27 protein-coding genes and 1 pseudogene are annotated in these 22,246 nt (G+C 72.0%); 13 read left to right on the forward strand and 15 right to left on the reverse strand.

Annotated elements, in window-relative coordinates; all coding sequences use genetic code 11:
- A partial coding sequence (locus SPI96_RS07885; protein ID WP_321080835.1) for a hypothetical protein occupies positions 1 to 220 on the forward strand: 220 nt, incomplete at its 5' end.
- 173 nt (positions 221 to 393) lie between these two features.
- Here SPI96_RS07885 and SPI96_RS07890 read toward each other — a convergent pair.
- Positions 394 to 2,046: an ABC-F family ATP-binding cassette domain-containing protein gene (locus tag SPI96_RS07890; RefSeq protein ID WP_321081819.1), complete on the reverse strand. Its 1,653-nt coding sequence runs from the start codon at positions 2,044 to 2,046 to the stop codon at positions 394 to 396.
- Between the two features lie 282 nt (positions 2,047 to 2,328).
- Between SPI96_RS07890 and SPI96_RS07895 the strand changes: the two genes are divergently transcribed.
- The gene (locus SPI96_RS07895) at positions 2,329 to 2,667 is read left to right on the forward strand and encodes a hypothetical protein (protein ID WP_321081820.1); all 339 of its coding nucleotides are present in this window, start codon (positions 2,329 to 2,331) and stop codon (positions 2,665 to 2,667) included.
- A gap of 24 nt (positions 2,668 to 2,691) precedes the next feature.
- Here the strand turns inward: SPI96_RS07895 and SPI96_RS07900 are convergent, their stop codons facing one another.
- Genes SPI96_RS07900 through SPI96_RS07910 form a run of 3 tightly spaced genes read right to left on the reverse strand, consistent with a single transcriptional unit; the run spans position 2,692 to position 3,960 of the window.
- The gene (locus SPI96_RS07900) at positions 2,692 to 3,045 is read right to left on the reverse strand and encodes a DUF86 domain-containing protein (protein ID WP_321081821.1); all 354 of its coding nucleotides are present in this window, start codon (positions 3,043 to 3,045) and stop codon (positions 2,692 to 2,694) included.
- Positions 3,029 to 3,337, reverse strand: a complete 309-nt coding sequence (locus SPI96_RS07905) for a nucleotidyltransferase family protein (RefSeq protein WP_321081822.1) — start codon at positions 3,335 to 3,337, stop codon at positions 3,029 to 3,031. Before SPI96_RS07905 ends, SPI96_RS07900 begins: the two co-directional genes overlap by 17 nt.
- Before the next feature lie 53 nt (positions 3,338 to 3,390).
- The gene (locus tag SPI96_RS07910; RefSeq protein ID WP_321081823.1) at positions 3,391 to 3,960 is read right to left on the reverse strand and encodes a mismatch-specific DNA-glycosylase; all 570 of its coding nucleotides are present in this window, start codon (positions 3,958 to 3,960) and stop codon (positions 3,391 to 3,393) included.
- 62 nt (positions 3,961 to 4,022) lie between these two features.
- On the opposite strand from SPI96_RS07910, the pseudogene SPI96_RS07915 reads away from it, so the two are divergent.
- Positions 4,023 to 4,350 (forward strand): annotated as a pseudogene (locus tag SPI96_RS07915) (DUF3090 family protein).
- The gene (locus SPI96_RS07920) at positions 4,347 to 5,144 is read left to right on the forward strand and encodes an SCO1664 family protein (RefSeq protein WP_414601931.1); all 798 of its coding nucleotides are present in this window, start codon (positions 4,347 to 4,349) and stop codon (positions 5,142 to 5,144) included. The pseudogene SPI96_RS07915 and the gene SPI96_RS07920 overlap by 4 nt, the downstream one beginning before the upstream one ends.
- An 87-nt stretch (positions 5,145 to 5,231) precedes the next feature.
- On the opposite strand, the gene SPI96_RS07925 is transcribed toward SPI96_RS07920, so the two are convergent.
- Entirely contained in the window at positions 5,232 to 5,627 is a 396-nt protein-coding gene (locus SPI96_RS07925; protein ID WP_321081825.1) for a type II toxin-antitoxin system VapC family toxin, read from the reverse strand.
- 77 nt (positions 5,628 to 5,704) lie between these two features.
- Entirely contained in the window at positions 5,705 to 5,899 is a 195-nt protein-coding gene (locus SPI96_RS07930) for a type II toxin-antitoxin system prevent-host-death family antitoxin (RefSeq protein WP_321081826.1), read from the reverse strand.
- Between the two features lie 171 nt (positions 5,900 to 6,070).
- On the opposite strand from SPI96_RS07930, the gene SPI96_RS07935 reads away from it, so the two are divergent.
- A complete protein-coding gene (locus SPI96_RS07935) occupies positions 6,071 to 6,814 on the forward strand; it encodes an ASCH domain-containing protein (RefSeq protein ID WP_321081827.1) in 744 nt (247 codons plus the stop codon).
- A gap of 195 nt (positions 6,815 to 7,009) precedes the next feature.
- On the opposite strand, the gene SPI96_RS07940 is transcribed toward SPI96_RS07935, so the two are convergent.
- The 5 genes from SPI96_RS07940 to SPI96_RS07960 form a co-directional block, all read right to left on the reverse strand.
- Positions 7,010 to 7,900, reverse strand: coding sequence for a DUF4231 domain-containing protein (locus tag SPI96_RS07940; protein ID WP_321081828.1), 891 nt, complete (start codon positions 7,898 to 7,900; stop codon positions 7,010 to 7,012).
- Positions 7,900 to 8,454: a TIR domain-containing protein gene (locus SPI96_RS07945; protein WP_321081829.1), complete on the reverse strand. Its 555-nt coding sequence runs from the start codon at positions 8,452 to 8,454 to the stop codon at positions 7,900 to 7,902. Before SPI96_RS07945 ends, SPI96_RS07940 begins: the two co-directional genes overlap by 1 nt.
- 241 nt (positions 8,455 to 8,695) lie before the next feature.
- Entirely contained in the window at positions 8,696 to 9,781 is a 1,086-nt protein-coding gene (ychF, locus tag SPI96_RS07950; RefSeq protein ID WP_321081830.1) for a redox-regulated ATPase YchF, read from the reverse strand.
- 107 nt (positions 9,782 to 9,888) lie between these two features.
- The gene (locus tag SPI96_RS07955) at positions 9,889 to 10,338 is read right to left on the reverse strand and encodes an Hsp20/alpha crystallin family protein (protein WP_321081831.1); all 450 of its coding nucleotides are present in this window, start codon (positions 10,336 to 10,338) and stop codon (positions 9,889 to 9,891) included.
- 96 nt (positions 10,339 to 10,434) lie between these two features.
- Entirely contained in the window at positions 10,435 to 10,968 is a 534-nt protein-coding gene (locus SPI96_RS07960) for an O-acetyl-ADP-ribose deacetylase (RefSeq protein WP_321081832.1), read from the reverse strand.
- Positions 10,969 to 11,127: 159 nt separating this feature from the next.
- On the opposite strand from SPI96_RS07960, the gene SPI96_RS07965 reads away from it, so the two are divergent.
- From SPI96_RS07965 to rmuC, 6 genes are read left to right on the forward strand one after another with little or no spacing between them, the layout of a single operon-like run.
- Positions 11,128 to 12,078 (forward strand): ABC transporter ATP-binding protein, encoded by a 951-nt coding sequence (locus SPI96_RS07965; RefSeq protein ID WP_321081833.1) that lies wholly within the window; start codon positions 11,128 to 11,130, stop codon positions 12,076 to 12,078.
- A 13-nt stretch (positions 12,079 to 12,091) separates the two neighbouring features.
- Entirely contained in the window at positions 12,092 to 12,910 is an 819-nt protein-coding gene (locus SPI96_RS07970) for an ABC transporter permease (RefSeq protein ID WP_321081834.1), read from the forward strand.
- Complete coding sequence (locus tag SPI96_RS07975) at positions 12,907 to 14,064, forward strand: sensor histidine kinase (RefSeq protein ID WP_321081835.1); 1,158 nt, start codon at positions 12,907 to 12,909, stop codon at positions 14,062 to 14,064. Before SPI96_RS07970 ends, SPI96_RS07975 begins: the two co-directional genes overlap by 4 nt.
- On the forward strand, positions 14,061 to 14,717 hold the full coding sequence (locus SPI96_RS07980; RefSeq protein WP_321081836.1) for a response regulator transcription factor: 657 nt from the start codon (positions 14,061 to 14,063) through the stop codon (positions 14,715 to 14,717). Before SPI96_RS07975 ends, SPI96_RS07980 begins: the two co-directional genes overlap by 4 nt.
- Positions 14,718 to 14,763: 46 nt before the next feature.
- A complete protein-coding gene (locus SPI96_RS07985) occupies positions 14,764 to 15,318 on the forward strand; it encodes a hypothetical protein (RefSeq protein WP_321081837.1) in 555 nt (184 codons plus the stop codon).
- Positions 15,319 to 15,322: 4 nt separating this feature from the next.
- Complete coding sequence (rmuC, locus tag SPI96_RS07990; RefSeq protein ID WP_321081838.1) at positions 15,323 to 16,621, forward strand: DNA recombination protein RmuC; 1,299 nt, start codon at positions 15,323 to 15,325, stop codon at positions 16,619 to 16,621.
- Positions 16,622 to 16,648: 27 nt separating this feature from the next.
- On the opposite strand, the gene SPI96_RS07995 is transcribed toward rmuC, so the two are convergent.
- The gene (locus SPI96_RS07995) at positions 16,649 to 17,767 is read right to left on the reverse strand and encodes a 4-hydroxy-3-methylbut-2-enyl diphosphate reductase (protein WP_321081839.1); all 1,119 of its coding nucleotides are present in this window, start codon (positions 17,765 to 17,767) and stop codon (positions 16,649 to 16,651) included.
- Between the two features lie 21 nt (positions 17,768 to 17,788).
- Positions 17,789 to 18,823, reverse strand: coding sequence for a hypothetical protein (locus SPI96_RS08000; protein ID WP_321081840.1), 1,035 nt, complete (start codon positions 18,821 to 18,823; stop codon positions 17,789 to 17,791).
- 152 nt (positions 18,824 to 18,975) lie between these two features.
- On the opposite strand from SPI96_RS08000, the gene xseA reads away from it, so the two are divergent.
- Positions 18,976 to 20,310 carry an exodeoxyribonuclease VII large subunit gene (gene xseA / locus SPI96_RS08005; protein ID WP_321081841.1) on the forward strand — a complete coding sequence of 445 codons (1,335 nt, stop codon included), beginning with the start codon at positions 18,976 to 18,978 and terminating at the stop codon, positions 20,308 to 20,310.
- The gene (locus SPI96_RS08010; RefSeq protein WP_321081843.1) at positions 20,307 to 20,594 is read left to right on the forward strand and encodes an exodeoxyribonuclease VII small subunit; all 288 of its coding nucleotides are present in this window, start codon (positions 20,307 to 20,309) and stop codon (positions 20,592 to 20,594) included. Before xseA ends, SPI96_RS08010 begins: the two co-directional genes overlap by 4 nt.
- 64 nt (positions 20,595 to 20,658) lie before the next feature.
- Here the strand turns inward: SPI96_RS08010 and SPI96_RS08015 are convergent, their stop codons facing one another.
- Positions 20,659 to 21,234 (reverse strand): type 1 glutamine amidotransferase domain-containing protein, encoded by a 576-nt coding sequence (locus SPI96_RS08015; protein ID WP_321081844.1) that lies wholly within the window; start codon positions 21,232 to 21,234, stop codon positions 20,659 to 20,661.
- A 141-nt stretch (positions 21,235 to 21,375) separates the two neighbouring features.
- The gene (locus SPI96_RS08020) at positions 21,376 to 22,221 is read right to left on the reverse strand and encodes a PPK2 family polyphosphate kinase (protein WP_321081869.1); all 846 of its coding nucleotides are present in this window, start codon (positions 22,219 to 22,221) and stop codon (positions 21,376 to 21,378) included.
- Between the last annotated feature and the right edge of the window lie 25 nt (positions 22,222 to 22,246).

A 22,246-nucleotide genomic window follows, 5' to 3' on the forward strand; every position in this document is an offset into this window, starting at 1 on the left:
AGCACTACTCGACGCGGCCTGCGTCGATTCCGCGGCCGCCGTCGTCGTGCTCGGCGAACCGGTGGGCGACGCGGACTCGGCCGGCTCCCCACCCCCGCCCCAGCAGGCGGTCACCGTGAGCGCCAGGCCGGCCGTCAGGGCCGCCGCCTTCACCCGCCGCTCCACAGGAGCGTTCTTCTCCGACAGTGTCATCAGCTTCCCCCTCAAGGAGACGTCCTGAACCGGAAGCACCACCCTGCAGCTGATCACACAGCTCTTCCCGTTCGCAGGAACGTGAGCGGCACCGTGACTCAGAGTCTACGCACACGCCCGCAGGTGTCCATACGTTCTCCACAGGCCGGCATCGCACCACCCCCGCACCCCAGCCCACCGCCCCCGCACCACACCCCACCCTCACAGCTCCCGAACCTGCCCACCCTCCACCTGCCAGCGGCGGTCCAGGCGCACGGCGTCCAGCATGCGGCGGTCGTGGGTCACCAGCAGCAGGGCGCCGTCGTAGGTCTCCAGGGCCTGCTCGAGCTGCTCGATGGCCTCCAGGTCCAGGTGATTGGTGGGCTCGTCGAGCACCAGCACGTTCACCCCGCGGGCCTGCAGCAGCGCCAGCGACGCGCGGGTGCGCTCGCCCGGTGAGAGCTCGCCGGCCGGCCGGGTCACGTGGTCCGCCTTGAGCCCGAACTTCGCCAGCAGGGTGCGCACGTCCCCGGAGCTCATCTCGGGCACCTGCGCCTCGAACACCTCGGCGAGCGGCCGGTCGCCGGTCAGCTGCCCGCGCGCCTGGTCGATCTCCCCCACGGCGACGGACACACCCAGGTGCGCGGCGCCGTCGTCGGGGGCCTGGTGGCCGAGCAGGCCCCGCAGCAGGGTGGACTTGCCGGCCCCGTTCGGACCCGTGATGCCGATCCGCTCCCCCGCGTTGACCTGCACGGACACCGGCCCGAGGGTGAACCCGCCCTGCCGGAACACGGCGTCGTTGAGGGTGGCCACCACCGAGGACGACCGCGGCGCCGCCCCGATGGTGAACTCGAGCCGCCACTCCTTGCGGGGCTCCTCCACCTCCTCGAGCCGGGCGATGCGGGACTCCATCTGGCGGACCTTCTGCGCCTGCTTCTCGGAGGACTCGCTGTTGGCCCGGGCGCGGAGCTTGTCGTTGTCAGGGGCCTTGCGGATGGCGTTGCGGGCCCCCTTGCTGGACCACTCCCGCTGAGTGCGGGCCCGGGAGACGAGGTCCGCCTTCTGCTCGGCGAACTCCTCGTACTTCTCACGGGCCTGGCGGCGCAGGGTGGCGCGCTCCTCCAGGTAGGCCTCGTAGCCGCCGCCGTACACGCGGTTGGAGTGCTGGGCGAGGTCCAGCTCGAGCACGCGGGTGACGGTGCGGGCCAGGAATTCGCGGTCGTGGGACACCAGCACGACGCCGCCGCGCAGCTCCCGCACGAAGGTCTCCAGACGCTCGAGGCCGTCGAGGTCGAGGTCGTTGGTGGGCTCGTCCAGAAGGACGATGTCGAAGCGGGAGAGCAGCAGCGCGGCCAGGCCCACCCGGGCGGCTTGGCCGCCGGAGAGGGAGGTCATGGCGGTGGCGTCCGGGCCAGCGGGCAGGTCCAGGCCGAGGTCGGCGAGGACGGCGGGCACACGCTCGTCGAGGTCTGCGGCACCGGAGGCGAGCCAGCGGTTCAGGGCGGTGTTGTAGCGGTCCGCGGCGGCGTCCGGGTCGGCCGGGTCGGCGAGGTCCTCGGCGGCGGCGTCCATCTCCGCCTGGGCTGCGGCGCAGCCGGTGCGGCGGCCGATGTACGCGGTGACGCTCTCCCCCGGCACGCGCTCGTGCTCCTGCGGGAGCCAGCCGACGAACGCGTCCGCCGGGGCGAGGCTGACCGTGCCCGCCTGGGGCGCGAGGTCCCCGCCGAGGATGCGCAGCAGGGTGGACTTGCCCGCCCCGTTGGCCCCGACGACGCCGACGACGTCCCCCGGCGCGACCGTGAGGTCCAGGCCCTCGAAGAGGGTGCGGTGGCCGTGCCCGCCGGCGAGGTGCGCGGCGACGAGGGTGGCGGTCATGAGGGGCTCCTGTTCGGAGAGGAGGTGACGGGTGCAGGCGGGCGGAGGGCCGGCGTCGTGGGGCTCAGGCGGCGGCTCCGTCACGCCTGGGGAAGCAGGTACGCCCTGGGCGCCGAGCATAACGCCACGCGTCAATAACGCTCCCCGTCATGCGCCGCCCCGACCCCCGTCGAGATCCGGGTGCGTGAACCTTCTACGATGAGAGCGACGACGCCGGCCCCCGCCGGCAGCCCGTCCACCCACCGGACGCCACGTCCCGGACGACGACCCGAGAGGATCCCCATGAGCACCCCGAACGCCGAGTCCCCGCAGGCCGCCCTCAAGAAGGGCCGGGCGAACATGCAGCGCGGCCTGGAGACCGCCGGCGGCCACCTGGAGCTGTTCGCGGACCGGCTCGTGTTCACCCCGCACAGCTTCAATGTGCAGTCCGACGCCGTGGAGGTGCCGCTGCGCGAGGTCCAGGGCACCCGCCCGGTGTGGACGAAGTTCCTCAATCTGATCCCGTTGGGCCCGAACTCCCTGGCCGTGGATCTGGCCGACGGCTCGGTGCGCTCGTTCGTGCTGCCGCGCCGCCTGGAGTGGAAGTCCGCCATCGACGACGCCGTCGCCGCCCTGCGCTGACCGGACGGTTCCGTCAGGGACTACTCAAGAGGGCGACTGCCTGCGGTCCAGCACAAAGCCGAGTTGATCAGCCATGGACGGCAGGTGCCGAGTGACAACCGACCACACAATGGCCTGGTCAATCACGCCATACTCGTGGGCAAGAATGTTGCGCATACCGATCGCCTGATCCACACCGTCGATGAGTTGCGCCGTCGCCAGGTCATCGCGGCGCAATCGGTTGAGGGCTTCGCCGAGGATCTCCAGCTGTCGCTCGACCGCTGAGCGGTGCAACGCACTCGCGTTGAACTCTTCCTGCGTCAGAGATCCGACGAAGGCGAGGGCCGCGAGACACGCCTCTCTCGCATCCCAGAGGTGCCCCTCAATCCTGCTGAACATAGACGTCCTCAGCCTGGCTCTCCACGTTCGCGCGGAAGTACGGGTTGCGGATGGCGCGACGGACGACGAGGTCCACCGGGCGCGCCATGATCCGGCTGAGTTCAGCATGCAGCGCCGTGTAGTCCTCGAAGGCGTCTGGACGACCGGGCAGGAAGTCCACCAGGAAGTCGACGTCGCTGTCGGGGCGAAGGTCTCCTGTCACGGCGGACCCGAAGATCTGCAGCCGCTCCACGCCATGGCGTCGCGCCGCGCGGGCGACCGCCGCGTGATCGAGCCTCACCATCGTCGTCATGGGCCAAGTATCGCAGGGCGGCCTCCAGGGCGCCCAAGTATCCACCGCCGCCGTCAGGGCGCGAGGATCCCGGCAGTCTCCCCCACGGCCCGGTACTCGGCGGCGAGCGCGTCCACGGTGGCGTGGGCGTTGAGCCCGCTCGGGTTGGAGGCGACGAACAGCCGGGTGCCCGGCCAGGGTGAGTCTTGCTCCCCCAGGCGCGCCTTCGGCTGCGCGAAGGCCTGCCGGTAGGCGGTCACTCCGAGGACGGCGACGACGGCGGGCGCGTGAGTGGCGACGAGCGCGTCCAGGCGCGCGGGGGCGGAGGCGAGTTCGGCCCGGGTGAGCTCGTCGGCGCGGGCGGTGGCCCGGGGCACGAGGTTGGAGATGCCGATGCCGCGCTCGTGCAGCTCGGCGAGGTCCTCGGGACGGTAGCCGGCGGAGGCATCGAAGGGGTGGGAGATGAGCCCGGCGCGGTGCAGGGCCGGGTAGAAGCGGTTACCGGGGCGGGCGAAGTGCGCCCCCGTGGCGGCGGTCCACAGGCTCGGGTTGATGCCGATGAAGAGCAGGCGGAGCGGGTGCGGCAGCAGGTCCGGGACGGTGCGGTCGCGGAACTGCTGGAGCTCGTCCCGGGTGAAGCGCATGAGGTGAGAGTACGGGGCGACGGGGCCCTGGCCGAGCGGCCCCGTTAGCGCTCGTTCATGAAGTGGACGGGGCAGACCGGGTGGTCAGCGGGACCGTCGGAAGGCCGGATGTCCGGAGGTTCTACCTACAGGTGCGCCCCGGATCGCAGCTGATGAGCGTCGGCCTCGAGAAGCAACAGGCTGACCTGATGGCGGAGACGATCGACGAGATGGACCAGCTCCCCCGAGCCGGAGTCCGAGGCGGTGCTGGTCCGGATGCCGGTGGGCGCCGCCCGAGCGTTCACGCGGCGCACCCGGGAGGTGGTGGACGCCGGACGACCGATCTGCTCGGACTGCGGCCACCCCATGGACCCTGACGGGCACGCCTGCACCCCGCCCGAGCTCCGATGACCGCGGAGGATGCGGTGAGCGAGGAGCCGCTGAGCGCCGAGCTGACGAGCGGTGATCTGAAACTGACCGGCCGCATCACGACGGCGTCCAACGCCACGTTCCTCGGCAGCATCGGGGACACCGTGGTGGTCTACAAGCCGGTGGCGGGCGAGGCGCCGCTGTGGGACTTCCCCGCCGGGACCCTGGCCCGGCGTGAGGTGGCCGCGTATCTGGTCTCCGAGGCCCTCGGCTGGGACCTCGTGCCGCGCACGTGGCTGCGTGACGGCCCGTTCGGCGAGGGCATGGTGCAGCTCTGGCAGGAGCAGGATCCAGCTCAGCAGGCGGTGGACCTGTTCCCGGCGGAGGAGATACCGGAGTCGGGCTGGCTGCCTGTGCTGGAGGGTGAGGACGAGGACGGGCGACGCGTGGTGCTGGCCCACGAGGACACGCCCGCGCTGCGCCGGATGGCCGTGTTCGACGTCATCGTGAACAACGCCGACCGCAAGGGCGCCCACATCCTCGCCATGCCCGCCGGGCACCGCCACGGCGTAGACCACGGGCTCACCTTCCATGTGGAGGACAAGCTGCGCACGGTGCTGTGGGGGTGGCTGGGTGAGGAGCTGAACGCCGAGGAGCGCGACGGCGTCGGGCGGGTGCTCGAGGAGATCGGCGGCCGACTCGGCCGGCAGCTCGGGGAGCTGCTCAGTGCCGAGGAGATCGGCGCTCTCGTCGCGCGGTGCGCGCGCCTGCTCGACGACGGGCGCTATCCGACGCCCAGCGGTCAGGGGCCCGCGCTGCCCTGGCCGCTCTGGTGATCCTCGAGAAGACTCGGGCGTCGCTGCGGTTCTACGCCCCACCGGGGGACGTGCGCACCCTCGATCGTCGACGGTGCGGGTGATGCCTCAATCGTCCGGAACCACCACGGTGAGTCCGACAGCCTGGGCGGCACCGGCGAGACGGTGGTCGTAGGTGAGCATCGCATCGACGTCCAGCCGCAGAGCGGTCTCGAGGTGAAGAGCGTCGAGCGAACGCAGGCCGGGGATGGGGAGCATTCCGGCACCCCGATAGACGGCGCGGTCGAGTGCTGCGAGGGCCACGCCGTCGAGGAGGCGTGTGACGCGAGCCTGGTCGATCCCCTCGCGTACAGCCAGACGCCGCAGTTCGGTCTCCAACAGGTCCCCGCTGACCAGCTCGGCGTCGGTGCCGTCGAGCCAGGAGATCACGGCGGCTCGGTGCGGCTCGTCGAGCAGCAGGGCCGCCAGGGCCGAGGTGTCCACGTAGACCCGTCTGCCGCTCACAGGCGCTCCGCGCGCAGCTCATCGAGCACCTCCGACGCCCGACGAGCCGATCTGTGGGCCTCGCCGGCCGCTTCGGCTCAACCTCCGGTCCGCCGCGCCGGCCGCACCGTCAACGAGTTCGCACCCGTCCCCTCGACGGGAATGAGGCGTCCGACGGGCGTGCCCGCGTTGGTGACCACGAAGGAGCGGCCGGCGGCGACGTCGCGCAGGACGCGCCCGGACTCGTTGCGCAGCTCGCGCTGGGTCAGGCTCCCCTCGATGCTCGTGGTCATGTCGACGAGCGTAGCACCCGTGCTACGCGCCGCGAGCGGACGGCGAGCGCCTCAGACGTTGAACCGGAGCTCCACCGGGTTCAGGCACGTACCAACCTCTAGGACGCACGCCCGCAGGCACGGATTCGCCGGCTTCGGCGTGGCTTGCTCTCCGATTGATAGCGTCGAGACATGATCACCGCCGCACTCCGACAGCTTATGGAGACCGCCGCTGCCCATGCGCAGCGGTGCAACGATGACAACGACCACACAGTCGCCGCCGCCTTGCTGACAAGGTCAGGTCAGACCGTACTTGGCTTGAACGCCTTCCATTTCCTCGGCGGTCCATGCGGCGAAATCTCCGCACTGGCCAACCACGCGGCCACATGCCCCGATGACCCCATTGTCACCGTGGTCGCGGTATACGGCCCGACAGGCCAAGTGATTTCTCCGTGCGGAAAGTGTCGTCAAGTGCTGTTCGATATCGACCCCGCCATCCAGTGCATTGTCCGCGGCAGCAACGGGCTCGAAGCGCTGTGCGTCTCCGATCTGCTTCCTCACGCCTATGACTGGCGCGCCATGGAACTCCCACAAAAGGTCTTCATGTGGGAAGGCTACGAGCCGGCCATCAGAGATGGGTCCAAGCGCCAGACCATCCGCGTCGACGATCCCTTCCAACCTGGGCCAGCACAGCTCGTCTTCGAAAAGGAGAGCGGCGAGGTCACTACCGTCGACGCGAAGGTCACCTCCGTGATTTCCACACGCCGTTGCGACCTCACCGAGGAACAAGCACAGCGTGACGGCTTCGCCTCATTGACCGAACTGCACAAAGCCCTCGACACGCACTATCCCGGTCTCGAAATGGAAGACAGCATCGACGTCGTGACTTTCGAATTGAGCAGTGCCGCAGAATGCGAATCCAACCCCAGAGGTTAGTTATTGAAGCGGAATTCGACCACGTCACCATGTGGATAACCGTCTGGGCTGCGACCTCAGTCGGGTGCATTTGCGCTGGTCGGATCGACATAGAGCGTTCAGAGGTCGCTTGATGCGTTCTCTTCGTCGAAGAGACCTTCAGGCAGGACGTCGCCGTGCCGCTCCCTCAGTCAACACCTGAGCAACATCCTCCGCCTACACCTTCGGCCGCTTCCCCGTCCTGGACGCTAGCCACATTGTGTGCTCACGACTGATGGCCTCCTCGGCATCAGCAACCACGCTCGGCCAGTCCTGCTCAGAGACAGACTCCAACTTGTCTGTCTGTATCGCCAGCTCCATCGCGGCCATAGAGTAGGCAGCCACTAGCGGCGAGAACTGTTTCACGCCCACCCATGCTGCGCCTGCCGCGATGAGAGCCGCCATGAGGCCTGCAAGGTCCACACGCCACCCTCCAACCGCGCGCAGGGAAGCGAGCACAAGGGCGACCACCTCGGCGCTCACGAGCGCAATCCGCCAGCCCGTAGCGTGCTTTCGATTGTCATTGGCCTTGGTCGCGTACCAACTCTGCTGATCCTTGGTACGGCCATTCAAGTAGGCCTCGCGACGCTCATGAAAGGGCGCGTCGCGCAAGGCCTGCATCCCCGAGGTTACGAGCGGCCCAGGCGCGGTGACCGTAACTCGTTCCGATACCTCCTCAGCGATCTTGGCCAGACGCTCGCGCAGCAGGTCCTTCGCCGCAGACTGGTCCAAAGAGACGGGGAATGGGTCGGCCCCCACAGCGTATCGCCATGCCAGTGTCTTGGCGGACTCAGCGAGCGCCCGACCGTCGTACCAACGTTCCGCCGGCTTGTGGGCCCATGCAGCGAGTTCGGCAATGAGCGCCACCATGAAACCAAGCAGGATCACCGATGCCGCCAGATCTACGCGCCCCACGGGGAGTGAGAATGCCGCCCCGAGGGCTGCCCCGATGCTCCCTCCCAGCCGCAGGCGCTCGTACCGCAGAGTCCACTTCTGCCCGCTCTGGGATGCAGCATCAGCATTCCGCCAGAACTCCGGCAGGTCCGCTTCGGTCAGTGGGCCAGGCATCAGCAGGAGGAGTTATAGGACCGAAGGTCACGGTTGTTGTCAACAAGGTGGGCCCGCGACGTGCGCGCGTCATAGGCTGTCTCGATGAGGTTCGCGAGGCTACTGGCGCTGCTGGGATATTTCCACCAGCGGGCGTATCCATCTTCACCACTGGCACCCATGATGTTGTCCCGCACACGTGCAGGCAACTTCTTGTCGTAGTAGTCAGCCGCCGAGGGTAGCGTGATAGCCAGCAGCCCACTCCGGCTGGCAGTTGAGGTGTTTCGCAATGAAGCAGCAACCTCCCAGTCCACGAACTTGCGAGCCCACGTGCATCTGCCCACAAGAACGATGGTCACGGTCGTATCGCGCAGGTACTTCTCGCGAATCCTCGCCTTGATGTAGTCCTCGTTGGTGCTATTGATGATGTCTCCGGCCATGCTCGCGCCGATGCCCCGCGCAATGAGGACGTCTTGGTCATGATCGAAGTCTTGAATGAACTGTTGCACCTCGTACTCATCATCGTGGTGATAGGAGATGAAGCACTTCCGTCGCGTGTGTTGCCCAAGTTCCATGAACGTTCCTCCTCTGGACCTGCCGCGGTGCAGACCCCTGCGCTAAGGATACGGATCTCCAGAGTTTCGATCGCCTGCGACCCACCGGCAGCACCGAGCGGAAGCTAGGGTCTCCACACCTCTCTGTCGACTTGGTCGCGCACGGAGTTCTGACTTGCCGCGAAGGGCCTCTCGGACGCTTTCCGGGCAGCCCCAATTCATGCAGAACGTTCACGGCGTGACTCGGCAGCGCCTCTACACGTTAGACGGCGAAACGAAAACTCACCACGTCACCGTCGCGCATGACGTAGTCCTTGCCCTCCATGCGCACCTTGCCGGCAGCCTTGGCCTCGGCCATGGAGCCGGCGGCCACAAGGTCGTCGAAGCTCACGATCTCCGCCTTGATGAAGCCGCGCTGGAAGTCGGTGTGGATCACGCCGGCGGCCTCGGGCGCCGTCGCACCGACCGGGATGGTCCAGGCGCGCGTCTCCTTCGGGCCCGCCGTCAGGTAGGTCTGCAACCCCAGAGTGGAGAAGCCCACACGCGCCAGCTGGTCCAGACCGGACTCGGTCTGACCGGCCATCTCGAGCATCTCGCGGGCCTCCTCCTCGTCCAGCTCCACGAGGTCGGACTCGAGCTTGGCGTCCAGGAACACGGCCTGGGCGGGGGCGACGAGTTCACGCAGCTCGGCCTGCTTGGCCTCGTCCTGCAGCACGCCCTCGTCCGAGTTGAACACGTAGATGAACGGCTTGGCCGTGAGCAGGTTCAGCTCCTTGAGCCGGTCCATGTCCAGCTTGTCCGTGTCCATGGCAGCGAAGATCGTGTCCCCGCGCTCCAGCACGGCCTGGGCCGCTTTCAGCGCCTCGAGGTCCGCGGGCTCCTTCTTCTTGCCCTTGACCTCCTTCTCGACGCGCGGCAGCGCCTTCTCCACGGTCTGCAGGTCCGCGATGATCAGCTCGGTGTTGATGGTCTCCATGTCCGAGGCGGGGTTCACGCGCCCGTCCACGTGGACGACGTCGCCGTCCTCGAACGCGCGCACCACCTGGGCGATCGCGTGCGCCTCACGGATGTTCGCGAGGAACTGGTTGCCCAGACCCTCCCCCTCGGAGGCGCCCTTCACGATGCCCGCGATGTCCACGAAGCTCACCGTGGCCGGCAGGATCCGCTCGGAGCCGAAGATCTTCGCCAGCTTCGGCAGGCGCTCGTCGGGCAGGTTCACCACGCCCACGTTCGGCTCGATCGTCGCGAACGGGTAGTTCGCGGCGAGCACGGTCTGGCGCGTCAGCGCGTTGAACAGGGTCGACTTGCCCACATTGGGCAGTCCCACGAATCCGATAGTCAAAGCCACGGGCCGAGTCTACCGGGGCGCCCACGGCCCCGGACGCAGACGAAGGGCCCGCGGCGGCCGTCTCCCGGTCGGGGGAGGCGACCGCCGCGGGCCCCAGCACGGGCGTCTCAGCCCTCCGTGCCCACGGCCTCGCCGGAGATCTGCCGGTCGGCCCCGCCGACCTTCACCTCGATCTTCCGCGGCTTGGCCTGCTCGGCCACCGGGATGGTCAGGGTAAGGACGCCGTCCTGGTAGTCGGCCTCGATCCTGTCCAGGGCGAGCCCCTGGCCGAGGGTCAGCTGGCGGGCGAAGGTGCCGGCGGAGCGCTCACGGGCGAGCCAGCGGCGGTCCTCGGCGGCGGGCTTCTCGCGGCGCTCAGCGCGGATGGTGAGGGTGCGCTCCTCGACGTCCACGTCGATCGTGGACGGGTCGACGCCGGGCAGCTCCACCTCGGCGACGAACACGTCGCCCTCGCGGTAGAGGTTCATCGGCATGGAGCCGGTCCCCGCCGCGGTCCGGGCGAAACCGTTCATGAAGCGCTCCATCTCGCGGAACGGGTCCACAACGTTGCGTGCCATTCTCGATCACTCCTTCAGTGACTCCTCGTCGTTCACCTCGAACGGCGTCTGACTCCTGCAACGCGGCCCGGCCGCGCCCTATTCCGCGAAGTTGAGTCAGTTCCGCTCAACTGACTCCAGGGCATCCCGGAACGCCTGCTCGGCGGCAGCGCCGAAGGGCACGAACAGCACCTCCTGGACGACGTCGCCCACCTCCTCGCGCATCGCCGCGCAGGTCTCGACGGCGATCCGCGCCGCATCCTCCATCGGCCACCCGTACACCCCGGCGGACACCGCCGGGAACGCGACCGTGCGCGCCCCGAGCCCGTGCGCCACCCGCAGGGACTCGCGGTAGCAGGAGGCGAGGATGTCCGACTTGTCGATGGTCTTCGCCCACACCGGCCCCACCGTGTGGATGACCCAGTGGGCGGGCAGTTCCCCGGCGGTGGTCGCCACCGCCTGCCCCTGCGGCAGCCCGTCCGGCAGGGTGGTCTCCCGCAGTCGCCGGCACTCGGCCAGGATCTGCTTGCCACCCCGGCGGTGGATGGCGCCGTCCACTCCCCCGCCGCCGAGCAGCGTGGAGTTGGCGGCGTTGACGATCGCGTCGGCCTGCGTGGCGGTGATGTCCCCGGGGGCGATGGTGAGCTTCATGCCCGCCACGCTAGGACGACGCCGGCCCCCGCCGACAGCCTCGGCGCCCGCCGTCCTGCCGGCACGGCGCCCTCATCCGTCCTGCCCATGACATCCGTCATGCCCACATGCTGACGTCTGCCGCATCCGCTCGCAGCCCCGACTCGGAAGACTCGAGGCATGAGCCTTCCTCCCAGCCCCGTCCCCACAGCCGACGCCGCTGAAGCCACCGACACCACCGAGGCGGCCGTCGTCGCCCGCGGAGTCCACCGCAGTTTCGGCCCGGTCCGCGCGGTGGACGGCGTGGACCTCGTGATCCCCCGTGGCACCGTCGTGGCCCTGCTCGGCCCGAACGGGGCCGGCAAGACCACCCTCCTGGACATGATGCTCGGCTTCACCCGCCCCACCTCCGGCACGCTCAGCGTGTTCGGCACGGACCCGCACACCGCCGTCGCCCACGGACGGGTGGGGGCGGTGCTGCAGACCGGCGGCCTGCTGGACAACCTCACCGTGGCCCAGACCATGGCCTACGTGGCCGGCTGCCACCGCCGGCACCTGCCGGTGGCCGAGGTCATGGATCGGGCCGGGCTGCTGCCCCTGGCGAACCGGCGGGTGCGCGCCTGCTCCGGAGGAGAACGCCAGCGCCTGCGCTTCGGTCTGGCCCTGCTGACCGACCCGGAGCTGCTGATCCTGGACGAGCCCACCGCCGGCATGGACGTCGGTGCCCGCGCCCGGTTCTGGGAGACCATGCACGCCGAGGCCGACCGCGGCCGCACCGTGGTGTTCGCCACCCACTACCTGGAGGAGGCCTCGGACGCCGCGGACCGGATCGTTCTGCTCCAGGACGGCCGCATCCGCGCCGACGGCACCGTCCGCGAGCTCACCGCGGCCGCCCCGCGCACCGTGGAGGCCACCTGGACCTCCGCACTGGACCCCGCCGCCGTGGCCGCCGAGCACGGCCTCCCGCACGACGCCGTCGCCCGCCACGGCGAGCGCGTCGCCTTCACCTTCACCGGGGCCGCGCAGGTCTCGGACCGGCTGATCGCGGACCTGCTGCACCGCGGTCTCGCCCGGGACATGGCCGCCCACCAGGCCACGCTCGACCATGTGTTCCTCGACCTCACCCGCTGAAAGGACCCGCACCATGAGCCTCACTCCCAGCCTCTCCTCCCCCTCCCTGGGGCCGGCCCGCCCGTGGGCCCGCCGCCTGGGCGCGTTCGTGGGCCGTGACCTGCTGCGCCAGCTGCGCATGGGCTCGTCTCTGTTCTTCATCGCGGTGCTGCCCACCGCCCTGTTCCTGATGTTCGGCACGCTGGGCGAGTGGAACGGGTTCCCCCTCGGCCACGGCAACGTGATGGCCAGCACCATGACCTCCATGGCCCTGTACGGGGCGGTCACCGCCACCACCGGTCTGGCCGGCACCGCTGCGGCGGAGCGTCAGGCCGGGTGGGGCCGTCAGCTCGCCCTGACCGCGCTGACCCCGCGGGACCACATGATCGGCAAGGCCCTGGTGGCCCTGGCCGTGGCGGTGCTGCCCGTGGCGCTGGTCTGCACGGTGGGGGCGCTCACCGGCGCGGAGCTGGACGGGCTCGGGCGGTGGGTGGCCACGGCGGCCCTCGCGCTGGTGGGCTCGCTGCCGTTCGCCCTCTACGGCCTGGCCGCCGCCCTGCTCTTCCGCTCGGAGACGGCCGTCTCCGCCGCCTCCGGCCTGCTGGTGGTGTTCGCGTTCTTCGGCAACCTGTTCATCCCGCTCTCCGGGGTGGTCCTGGACATCGCCCGCTTCACCCCGCTCTACGGTGCCGGGGTCCTGGCCCGCTGGCCGCAGATGGAGGGTACGGTCGTCTCCATGGACGCCACCGCCCGCACGGATTCCCTCGGCCTGGCCGTGGTGAACCTCCTGACCTGGACGGCCGTGTTCGCGGCGCTCGTGCTGCTGGCCCGCCGCCGGGGGACCGCCCGATGAGCGCACCACCGTGCCCGCGCCGCACCCTGCCGCGGGAGGAGTGGCCCCTGGCCCTCGGGTACTCCGGGGTGTGGCTGGTCTTCCTCCTGGCCGGCAAGGGATTCGCCCTCGCCGAGCTGACTGCCGCCGGCCGCCCGGGGACGGCGTGGGCACTGGCCGCCCTCACGGCGGCGTTCTGCATCGTGTACCTGACCGCGTTCGTGGCGCCCGCCCCGGTGCGCGCGCTCTCCGCCGTCGGGAACACCGTGGCCTACACGGCGGCCCTGGTGCTGATCGCCGTGGGGATGTCCGCCCTCCTCCCGCTCGCCGGGCCCATGACCACCCCGTATCTGGCCGCCGTGTGGCTGTTCACCCACCGGGGCCGCTGGCCGCTGCTGGTGGGGGCGGGCATCGGCCTGACCGGGCTGGCCGCCATCGGACTGCTGACCCCGGCCGGGCAGGGCACCGGGGCGCTCGCCGGCATCGGCCTGGCCCTGGCGATCATCATGATCGTCCGCACCACCACGGCCCGGGAGGACTCGCTGCGCCAGGCCCACGGCGAGCTCGCCCTGGCCCGCCAGCGCGAACAGGTGGCCCGGGACGTGCACGACGTCCTCGGGCACTCCCTCACCGCCGTCCACGTGAAGGCCCAGCTGCTGCACCGGCTCATCGACGCCGACCCGGCCCGCGCCCGGCGGGAGGCCGAGGAGATCATCACGCTCACCCGCAGCGCCATCGCGGAGGTCCGCAGCACCGTCGACGGGCTCTCCGCCCCCGAGCTCGGCCCCGAGCTGGCCCGGGCCCGCCGCGCCCTCGCGGACGCCGGCCTGCGCCTGGACGCCCCCTCCCCCGACGTCGTCGCCGAGGTCCCGCCCGCGCAGGCCGCCCTGTTCGCCTGGGTGCTGCGGGAGGCCGTCACCAATGTGCTGCGCCACGCGCACGCCCACACGGTGCGGGTCCGTCTGGCCCCGGGCCGGCTGAGCGTGACCGACGACGGCGTGGGCCCCTCCGCCTCCCGGTCCGCCTCCGCCGGGGCGCGCACCGGCCAGGGCCTGGCGGGCATGCGCGCCCGCGTGGAGCGCGCCGGCGGCACCGTGCACCTAGCCGAGGCCGAGCCCGGCCGACCCCGCCCCGGCACCCTGCTGGAGGTCACCGTCCCCGAGGAGACCCGATGAGCACCGCCCACCCCGCTGACCCGGCCCACCCCGCCGACCCGGCGCAGCCGCTGCGCCTGCTGCTCGCCGACGACCAGGCGCTCGTGCGCGGCGGCCTGGCCGCCCTGCTGGACCTCGAACCGGATTTGGAGGTCGTGGCCCAGGTGGGGGCGGGCACCGAGGTGGCCGCCGCCGTCGTCGAGCACCGGGTGGACGTGGCCCTGCTGGACATCGAGATGCCCGGCCTGGACGGGATCGAGGCCACCGTCGCCCTGCGCGAACAGGGCCTGGACTGCGCCGTGCTGATCGTCACCACCTTCGGCCGCCCCGGCTACCTCCAGCGGGCCCTCGCCGCCGGAGCCCAGGGGTTCGTGGTGAAGGACACCCCCGCCGAGCAGCTCGCCGACGCCGTGCGCCGTGTGGCCCGGGGCGAGCGCGTGGTGGACCCCTCCCTGGCCGTGGACACCCTCGCCGCCGGGTCCTCTCCGCTCACCCCGCGTGAGGCCGAGGTGCTGCGCGAGGCACTCACCGGGGCGACCGTCCGGCAGATCGCCGACCGGCTCTTCCTCTCCCCCGGCACCGTGCGCAACCACCTCTCCTCCGCGATCGGCAAGACCGGCACCGCCACCCGCGCCGAGGCCGCCGTGGTGGCCCGCGACCGCGGCTGGCTGTGACCGGCTCCGCCCGGCCCGGACGGGCCGCGCCCGGTAGCCTCGGCGCATGACCGAGCAGCCCTCCAGTCACGACGCCGCCCCCGCCCCGCCCAGCCACGAGATGCTCCCGCTGATCACGCTCGCGGTGGAGCACGTGTTCGACACGCTCACCCGGGAGCCCGCCTTCACTCCCACCCTGCTGGCCGTCACCGCGGACGACCAGCGCGGCATGTGGCCGATCCCCGAGCTCACCCCCGAGAACGCCGCCGAGGCCGTGGGGGCGATCTCCCCGACGCCGGCCCGCGCCGTGGCCGTGTTCGACGGCGAGGTCCAGACCCCTCTGGGCCCCCGCCTGGCCATCGCGATCGAGGCGTTCGACGCCTCCCGTCCCCGCTCCACCCGCCTGGTGGTGGAATACGCCCGGGCCGTGCCCGGCACCGACCTCGGCCCCCGCCTGACCGGTGAGCCCCAGGTGGTGGCCGAGGGCCCGAACCCGCTGGCGCCCCCGCCCCGCCGCCGCTACCGCCAGGAGGCCCGCGCCGCCCGAGCCGCCGCCGCGGCGAAGGCCCAGGCCGAGGCTGCGGCCGGGGCCGGGGCCCCGCAGCCTCGCCAGGAGCGGTGACAGCATGAGCCCGGTGACCACCCTGCTGGCCCTACTCCTCGGCCTCGTGGCCGGAGCCATCCTCGGCGCCTGGCTCATGTGGCGGCGCGGCACCGCCACCGGGGACGGCGCCGCCGTCGCCCAGCTGGAGGCCCTGCGCACCGAGCACGCCGGCGTCCGCGAGGAACTCGCCGCCGCCCGCGCCGAAACCCGCGCCCTCACCCAGCAGCGCGCCGAGGACGCCCGCCGCGGGGAAGCCGAGTCCCGCGTGCTGCAGACCCTCGCCCCCCTGGGCCACCAACTCGCCGCCCTGCAGAAACAGGTGGGCGTGCTCGAACGCGACCGCGTAGAGCAGTTCGGCCAGCTCGGCGAGCAGCTGCGCACCGCCGCCGCCACAGACCGCGACCTGCTCAACCAGACCACCTCCCTCATGGCCACCCTGAAGTCCACAAGCGCCCGCGGGCACTGGGGCGAAGCCCAGCTGCGCCGCGTGGTCGAGGCCGCCGGCATGCTCCACCACGTGGACTTCACCGAACAGGCCACCCTCACCGGTGCCGACGGCGAACGCCTGCGCCCGGACCTCGTGGTCGCCCTCCCCGGCGGCAAGACCCTCGCCGTCGACGCCAAGGCACCCATCGGGGACGCCCTCGCCGCGGAGGCGCTCGCGGACGAGCCCGGCCAGGAAGCCGCCGAACGCCGGGCCGAACTCGCCGCCCGCCACGCCACCGCCGTGCGCCGCCACGTGGACGCCCTGGCCTCCAAGGCCTACTGGACCGGCCTTGACCGCTCCCCCGAGCTCGTGCTGTGCTTCCTGCCGGCCGAGTCCCTACTGGCCGCCGCCCTCGACGCCGACGCCGGCCTGCTGGACCACGCGTTCTCGAAGAACGTGGCCCTCGTGGCCCCGGTGTCCCTGCTGACAGCCCTGAAGTCCGTGGCCTACGCGTGGCGGCAGGAACGCCTGGCCGAGAACGCCCAGTTCATCGTCACCAGCGCCCGCGAACTCTACGAACGGCTCGGCACCCTGGGCACCCACCTGGACCGCATGGGCGGCTCCCTGCGCCAGGCCGTGGACGGCTACAACCGCCTGGTGGGCAATGTGGAGTCCCGGGTGCTGCCGGCCGCCCGCAAGCTCAAGGACGCGGACCCGGGCCTGCCGGAGCTGCCCGAGATCCGCAGTGTGGAAGCCGCGCCGCGTCCACTCACCGCACCTGAACTCGTGGGCCCCGGCCAGGGCCCGAACAACGCCACGGACGAGGACGCCCCGCGCTTCGTCGACCAGCCCCTGTTCGGCGTGGAGCAGGAGGGGACCGACGGCCCTCGCTGATCCCGGCGCGCCGCCCTCGTGCCCGGCTCAGCCCTGGGAGCGCCGCCGCCCGCCCAGGGAGCGGGACTCATCGCCGACCTTCTTCAGCTCGGCCCGCAACTCCTTGGGCAGGGAGAACATGATGTCCTCCTCCGCGGTGACCACCTCGTCCACCTGCGTGTAGCCGTACTCGGCGAGCAGGGCGAGCACCTCCTGCACGAGCACCTCGGGCACGGAGGCCCCGGAGGAGACGCCCACGGTGGCCACTCCCTCGAACCAGGCCTCATCCACCTGGCTGGCGTAGTCCACGCGCTCGGCGCGGGTGGCCCCGTACTCCTGGGCGACCTCCTTCAGGCGCACCGAGTTCGAGGAGTTCGCCGAGCCGACGATGATCACCAGGTCGCACTCCGGGGAGATGGACTTGATCGCGGCCTGCCGGTTGGAGGTGGCGTAGCAGATGTCGTCCGAGGGCGGGTCCTGCAGGTTCGGGAAGCGCTCGCGCAGCACGGAGACGATCTCCAGGGTCTCGTCCACGGAGAGCGTGGTCTGGGACAGCCAGATCAGGTTCTCCGGGTCCGGCACCTGCACGGTGCGCGCCTCGGCGACGTCGTTGATCACCGTGGTGTGCTCAGGCGCCTCCCCGTAGGTGCCCTCAACCTCCTCGTGGCCCTCGTGGCCGATGAGCAGGATGTGCTTGTCCTGGCGGGCGAAGCGCACAGCCTCACGGTGCACCTTGGTGACCAGCGGGCAGGTCGCGTCGATGGTGCGCAGGTCCCGCCGGCCGGCCTCCTCGACGACCGCCGGGGACACCCCGTGCGCGGAGAACACGGTGAGGGCACCCTCGGGGATCTGGTCGAGCTCGTCCACGAACACCACGCCGCGCTCGGTGAGGGTGTCCACCACATGCCGGTTGTGCACGATCTCCTTGCGCACGTACACCGGCGCCCCATGGTGCTCCAGGGCCTTCTCCACGGCGACGACGGCGCGGTCCACCCCGGCACAGTAGCCGCGGGGGGCGGCCAGCAGGACGCGCTTGTCCCCGGAGACGGGGGCGGCGGCCTCCACCTCGGCGCGGGAACGGCGGGTGCGGGGCACCTGCGGCATCCCCAGGCCCACGGTGGGGCGGGACGCGGAGGCGGACACGGGGCTGGACGCGGTGGCGGACATGGCGTCCATGCTATCGGCCGGTCAGCGGGCCGGGCGGGTGCTCCTGCCACGGCCGGCCAGCAGTTCGAGGGCGAACAGCACGAGCCCGCCCGCGAGCGCCACCGCTGCCCCGGCGACGAGGGCGTCGGGGTAGGGGCGGACGGCGTCGGCGACGGCCGGGCGCAGGGCCTGCTCGACCTGCCGCACGAGGGTGACCACGCCGTGGGGCGAGCCTTCCGGGGCGGTGAGGGCGAGGTCCTCGGGGCCGAGCATGGAGCGCAGCAGCAGTCCGCCGGCGAGGGTCACGACGCCGGCCAGGGCGAGGGCGGGGCCGCGCCACCGCATCGGGGCGGTGAGGGCGGCGGCCACCAGGAGCACGGCGGCCAGGGCCAGGGCCCAGCGCCAGTGGACGGAGGCGGCGACGCCGCGGGCCACCTGGGTGCGGTCGATCTCGCGGAGGGCGTCGACCTGCACGGTCATGCGCAGGTCGGTGGCGTCACGCAGGGCGGCGGCACGGTCGTACATAGGGGCGACGATGGTGTCCGCCGCCCAGTCGCCGACGTCCATGCCGACGATGCGCTCGAGCAGGCCCTGGCCGGGCAGGTTGTAGCGGTTCTCGCGCAGGTCCGTCTCCACGTCCCCGAGGGCGGCGGCGACGCCGGTCTGGGCGACGGGGCCGAAGGGGATGGTGAAGTCGCCGCCGGGCACGGGCTCGGGGGTCCGGCGGGCCTCGGCGAGGTCCAGGAGCCAGGCGCGGCGGGCCTGGTCGGCGGTCTCGCCCCAGCTGCGGGCGACGTCCGGGTCCTCGGCGACGCGCTGGGCGATGGGGCGGACGATGTCCTCGGCGACCTGGGTGAGCTGGTCGGGGATCTGGTCCGGGACGGCGTCCTCGAGGACGCCGGTGACGGCGCCGGGGATCGCCGCGCGCACGTCCGGGTCCTCGGCGACGGTCTCGGCGATGCCGCGGATCATCTCGGGGCGGCGGGCGGCCTCCTCGACGAGTGCGCCGGTGCCCGCGAGCACGGCGGCCAGGCCGGCCAGCAGGGCCGCGAGGAGGGCGAGGACAGTGCGGAGCACGCGCATGGGGTTCCCTTCGGGACGGTCGGTCACCGGCGGCGCCCCTGTGGACGGTGGGGCCGGCCTCCGAGCCGGGCGCTACCGTGTCCCAGGGTAGTGACACACTCGAGGTGTGGCCGTACCGGGCCCCACCCCGACAGTGAGGAGAGCGCGTGGACCACCCCGCCCAGGACGCCGGCGCACGGGCCGAGGCCCCGGCCGCCGTCGTCGTTCCCGAGCGTGCGGCCGAGACCAGCGCCGAGCGCCCCTGGCCGCTGCACCGGCTCTCGGAGAACCTCAAGCTGCACATCGAGCGCGCCCCCGCCACGTGGATCGAGGGGCAGCTGATCGAGTACAAGAACAACCGCGGCAACGTGTACATGACCATGCGGGACCTCGAGCAGGAGGTCTCCCTGCCGGTGACGGCCTGGCGCAGCGTGGCGGCCACCTTCGAGGGCACCGTGCAGCAGGGCTCACGGGTGGTGGCGCGGGTGAAGCCGAGCTTCTGGCTCAAGGCCGGGCGACTGTCCATGACGGTCCAGGAGCTGCGCCCGGTGGGCCTGGGCGATCTGCTGGCCCGAGTGGAGCTGCTGCGCCGGGCCCTGGCCCAGGAGGGGCTCACCTCCCCCGCCCGCAAGCGTCCGCTGCCGCTGCTGCCGGGCATGATCGGCCTGATCACCGGCCGGGACTCGGACGCGAAGAAGGACGTGCTGCGCAACACGCTGCTGCGCTGGCCGGCGGCACGGTTCGAGGTGCGCGAGGTGGCCGTGCAGGGCACGGACGCCCCCCGGCAGGTGGCGCAGGCCCTGTCCGAGCTGGACGCGAACCCGGCCGTGGAGGTCATCGTGATCGCCCGCGGCGGCGGCGCCCTGGAGGAGGTTGTGCTCCCCTTCTCGGATGAGGCCCTCGTGCGGGCCGTGGCCGCCGCGCGCACCCCCGTGGTCTCGGCGATCGGCCACGAGGCGGACCGGCCCGTGCTCGACGACGTCGCCGACCTGCGCGCCTCCACCCCCACGGACGCGGCCAAGCGGATCGTTCCCGACGCCGCCGTGGAGTCCGCAGGGATCGCCGACGCCCGGCTGCGCCTGGCGGCCGCCGTCGAGCGCCGGGTCCGCACCGAGCAGGAGGGCCTGCAGGCCTTGCGCACCCGCCCCGTGCTGGCCCGCCCCGAGGTGATGGTGGACGGCCGCGAGGAGGACCTCGGCCGCTGGCGTGAGCGCGGCCGGGCCGGGCTCGGCCACCGGCTGGTCCGCGAGGCCGAAGCCGTGGCCCAGCTCCGGGCCCGGGTGCGAGCCCTCTCCCCCCAGCAGACCCTGGACCGCGGCTACGCGGTGATCCAACACCGGGGGGCCCTCGTGCGCCGCGCCCAGGACGCGGCCCCCGGGGACCGCCTGGACATCCTCGTGGCCGCCGGCCGGATCGGCGCCCAAGTCACCGACACCACCCCCACCGACGGACCGGCCGGCACCGCCCCGGCCGCACCCGAGAACGAGAGGACACCCGCATGAGCACGTCGTCGCAGCAGGAGCAGGGCCAGGCCGGGGTGGAGGGATTCACCTCCGCGGACACCTCGGATGTGGCCCGCATGAGCTACGAGCAGGCCCGCGCCGAGCTCGTGGAGACCGTGGGCCGCCTGGAGACCGGCGGCGCCGGCCTCGAGGAGTCCCTGGCCCTGTGGGAGCGGGGCGAGGCCCTCGCGGACCGCTGCCAGTCCTGGCTCGACGGCGCGCGCACCCGCTTGGAGCAGGTGCGCGCACAGACCGCCGAGGGCGGGGCCGACGTCGGCCGCTGAGCCGGGCCGGCTGCGGCCGCTCAGCCCGGCCGCATGCGGCCGCTGAGCCCGGCGTCGGGACCGGTCAGTTCTCCTGGCCGGTGCGGCGGCTCTCGCCGAAGGCCTCCACGAGTGCGGCGTTGAACGCGGGCAGGTCTCCCGGGTTGCGGGAGGTCACCAGGGCCTCGTCCACCACGACCTCGGCGTCGCGCCAGTGGGCGCCGGCGTTCTTCAGGTCGGCCTCGAGGGTCTTGTAGGAGGTCAGCTCGCGCTCCTCGGCCACCCCGGCGTTGATCAGGATCCACGGGGCGTGGCAGATCGCGGCCACGGGCTTGTGCTGCTGGAAGAAGGCCTTCACGAACGCCACCGCGTCCACGTCGCCGCGCAGGGCGTCGGCGTTGAGCGTGCCGCCAGGCAGCACCAGGCCGTGGTAGTCCTTGGCCTGGGCGGCGAGCACCTGGACGTCCACGTCGAAGGAGTCGCCGTGGTTCCAGTCCGCGTTCATCGCGGTGATCGAGTCCGCCTGCGGGGACACCAGCACGGGGGTGCCGCCGGCGGCCTCGATGGCCTCCCAGGGGGAGGTGAGCTCGATCTGCTCCACGCCATTGGTGGCGAGGAACGCGATGGTGCGTCCGGACAGGGGCTTGGGCGTGCCAGCCATGGGGTGCTCCTTCGGTCGGGTCCAGGAGTGCGCGCGGGCCCTTCGCCCGCAGCGTTGTCCGCCGACGCAATCACACCCCGCCCCGGGCGGACAAGGGGCCGCCGACCGGGGCCGGCACCGTCCCGGTCCCCGCCACGGCGCTCAGGAGGCGGCCAGGCGGGCCCGCTGCTCGGCGACGTCGAAGTCCGCCTCCGGCCAGCGCAGGTGCAGGCCCTCGAGCGTCTCGATCAGCAGCTCCTGCACGGCCAGGCGGGCGTACCACTTGCGGTCCGCGGGGACGATGAACCACGGGGCGTCGGTGGCGTCCGTGCGGTACAGCGCCACCCGGTAGGCCTCCATGTACTCGTCCCAGAGGGCGCGCTCGTCGATGTCCCCGGGGCTGAACTTCCAGTGCTTGTCCGGGCGGTCCAGGCGCTCGGCCAGGCGCTCGCGCTGCTCGTCCTTCGAGATGTGCAGCATGACCTTCACCACCTGCGTGCCCGAGGCGGCCAACTCGGCCTCGAACGCGCGGATCGCCCCGTAGCGCCGCTCGATCTCGGCGGCGTCGGCGAGCTGCCGCACCCGGCCGATGAGCACGTCCTCATAGTGGGAGCGGTCGAACACGGCCACCTCGCCCGGACCGGGCAGGTGGGGGCGCACCCGCCACAGGAAGTCGTGCCGGAGCTCGTCCGGCGTGGGGGCCTTGAACGCCGCGACCTGCACGCCCTGCGGATCCATCTGCCCCACCACGTGCCGCATGATCCCGCCCTTGCCGGCGGTGTCCATGGCCTGCACCACCAACAGCAGCGAGGGCACCGGCGCCCGCCCGGAGGCGGGCGTCCGGGTGGACTGGGCGTAGAGGAGCTCCTGCAGCTCGGCCAGACGGCCGGCACGGGCCGCGAGCGCGGCGACGCCGTCGTCCTTGCCGGCCTCGACCCCGGGCGTGGCATGGGGGTCGACGTCGGCCGGACCCACGGGGGCGCCGTCGGCCCGGCGGGCGCGCAACAGGGTGCGGGCCGGGGCGCTGAACGGC

The organism is Micrococcus sp. (assembly GCF_034179925.1).
Lineage (GTDB): Bacteria > Actinomycetota > Actinomycetes > Actinomycetales > Micrococcaceae > Micrococcus.

What these genes read in the sequence shown, in the direction of transcription:
- SPI96_RS07890 (WP_321081819.1), bottom strand. Translation starts at nt 2,046, where the DNA reads ATGACCGCCACCCTCGTCGCCGCGCACCTCGCCGGCGGGCACGGCCAC.
- SPI96_RS07895 (WP_321081820.1), top strand. Translation starts at nt 2,329, where the DNA reads ATGAGCACCCCGAACGCCGAGTCCCCGCAGGCCGCCCTCAAGAAGGGC.
- SPI96_RS07900 (WP_321081821.1), bottom strand. Translation starts at nt 3,045, where the DNA reads ATGTTCAGCAGGATTGAGGGGCACCTCTGGGATGCGAGAGAGGCGTGT.
- SPI96_RS07905 (WP_321081822.1), bottom strand. Translation starts at nt 3,337, where the DNA reads ATGACGACGATGGTGAGGCTCGATCACGCGGCGGTCGCCCGCGCGGCG.
- SPI96_RS07910 (WP_321081823.1), bottom strand. Translation starts at nt 3,960, where the DNA reads ATGCGCTTCACCCGGGACGAGCTCCAGCAGTTCCGCGACCGCACCGTC.
- SPI96_RS07920 (WP_414601931.1), top strand. Translation starts at nt 4,347, where the DNA reads ATGACCGCGGAGGATGCGGTGAGCGAGGAGCCGCTGAGCGCCGAGCTG.
- SPI96_RS07930 (WP_321081826.1), bottom strand. Translation starts at nt 5,899, where the DNA reads ATGACCACGAGCATCGAGGGGAGCCTGACCCAGCGCGAGCTGCGCAAC.
- SPI96_RS07935 (WP_321081827.1), top strand. Translation starts at nt 6,071, where the DNA reads ATGATCACCGCCGCACTCCGACAGCTTATGGAGACCGCCGCTGCCCAT.
- SPI96_RS07940 (WP_321081828.1), bottom strand. Translation starts at nt 7,900, where the DNA reads ATGCCTGGCCCACTGACCGAAGCGGACCTGCCGGAGTTCTGGCGGAAT.
- SPI96_RS07945 (WP_321081829.1), bottom strand. Translation starts at nt 8,454, where the DNA reads ATGGAACTTGGGCAACACACGCGACGGAAGTGCTTCATCTCCTATCAC.
- SPI96_RS07955 (WP_321081831.1), bottom strand. Translation starts at nt 10,338, where the DNA reads ATGGCACGCAACGTTGTGGACCCGTTCCGCGAGATGGAGCGCTTCATG.
- SPI96_RS07960 (WP_321081832.1), bottom strand. Translation starts at nt 10,968, where the DNA reads ATGAAGCTCACCATCGCCCCCGGGGACATCACCGCCACGCAGGCCGAC.
- SPI96_RS07965 (WP_321081833.1), top strand. Translation starts at nt 11,128, where the DNA reads ATGAGCCTTCCTCCCAGCCCCGTCCCCACAGCCGACGCCGCTGAAGCC.
- SPI96_RS07970 (WP_321081834.1), top strand. Translation starts at nt 12,092, where the DNA reads ATGAGCCTCACTCCCAGCCTCTCCTCCCCCTCCCTGGGGCCGGCCCGC.
- SPI96_RS07975 (WP_321081835.1), top strand. Translation starts at nt 12,907, where the DNA reads ATGAGCGCACCACCGTGCCCGCGCCGCACCCTGCCGCGGGAGGAGTGG.
- SPI96_RS07980 (WP_321081836.1), top strand. Translation starts at nt 14,061, where the DNA reads ATGAGCACCGCCCACCCCGCTGACCCGGCCCACCCCGCCGACCCGGCG.
- SPI96_RS07985 (WP_321081837.1), top strand. Translation starts at nt 14,764, where the DNA reads ATGACCGAGCAGCCCTCCAGTCACGACGCCGCCCCCGCCCCGCCCAGC.
- rmuC (WP_321081838.1), top strand. Translation starts at nt 15,323, where the DNA reads ATGAGCCCGGTGACCACCCTGCTGGCCCTACTCCTCGGCCTCGTGGCC.
- SPI96_RS07995 (WP_321081839.1), bottom strand. Translation starts at nt 17,767, where the DNA reads ATGTCCGCCACCGCGTCCAGCCCCGTGTCCGCCTCCGCGTCCCGCCCC.
- SPI96_RS08010 (WP_321081843.1), top strand. Translation starts at nt 20,307, where the DNA reads ATGAGCACGTCGTCGCAGCAGGAGCAGGGCCAGGCCGGGGTGGAGGGA.
- SPI96_RS08015 (WP_321081844.1), bottom strand. Translation starts at nt 21,234, where the DNA reads ATGGCTGGCACGCCCAAGCCCCTGTCCGGACGCACCATCGCGTTCCTC.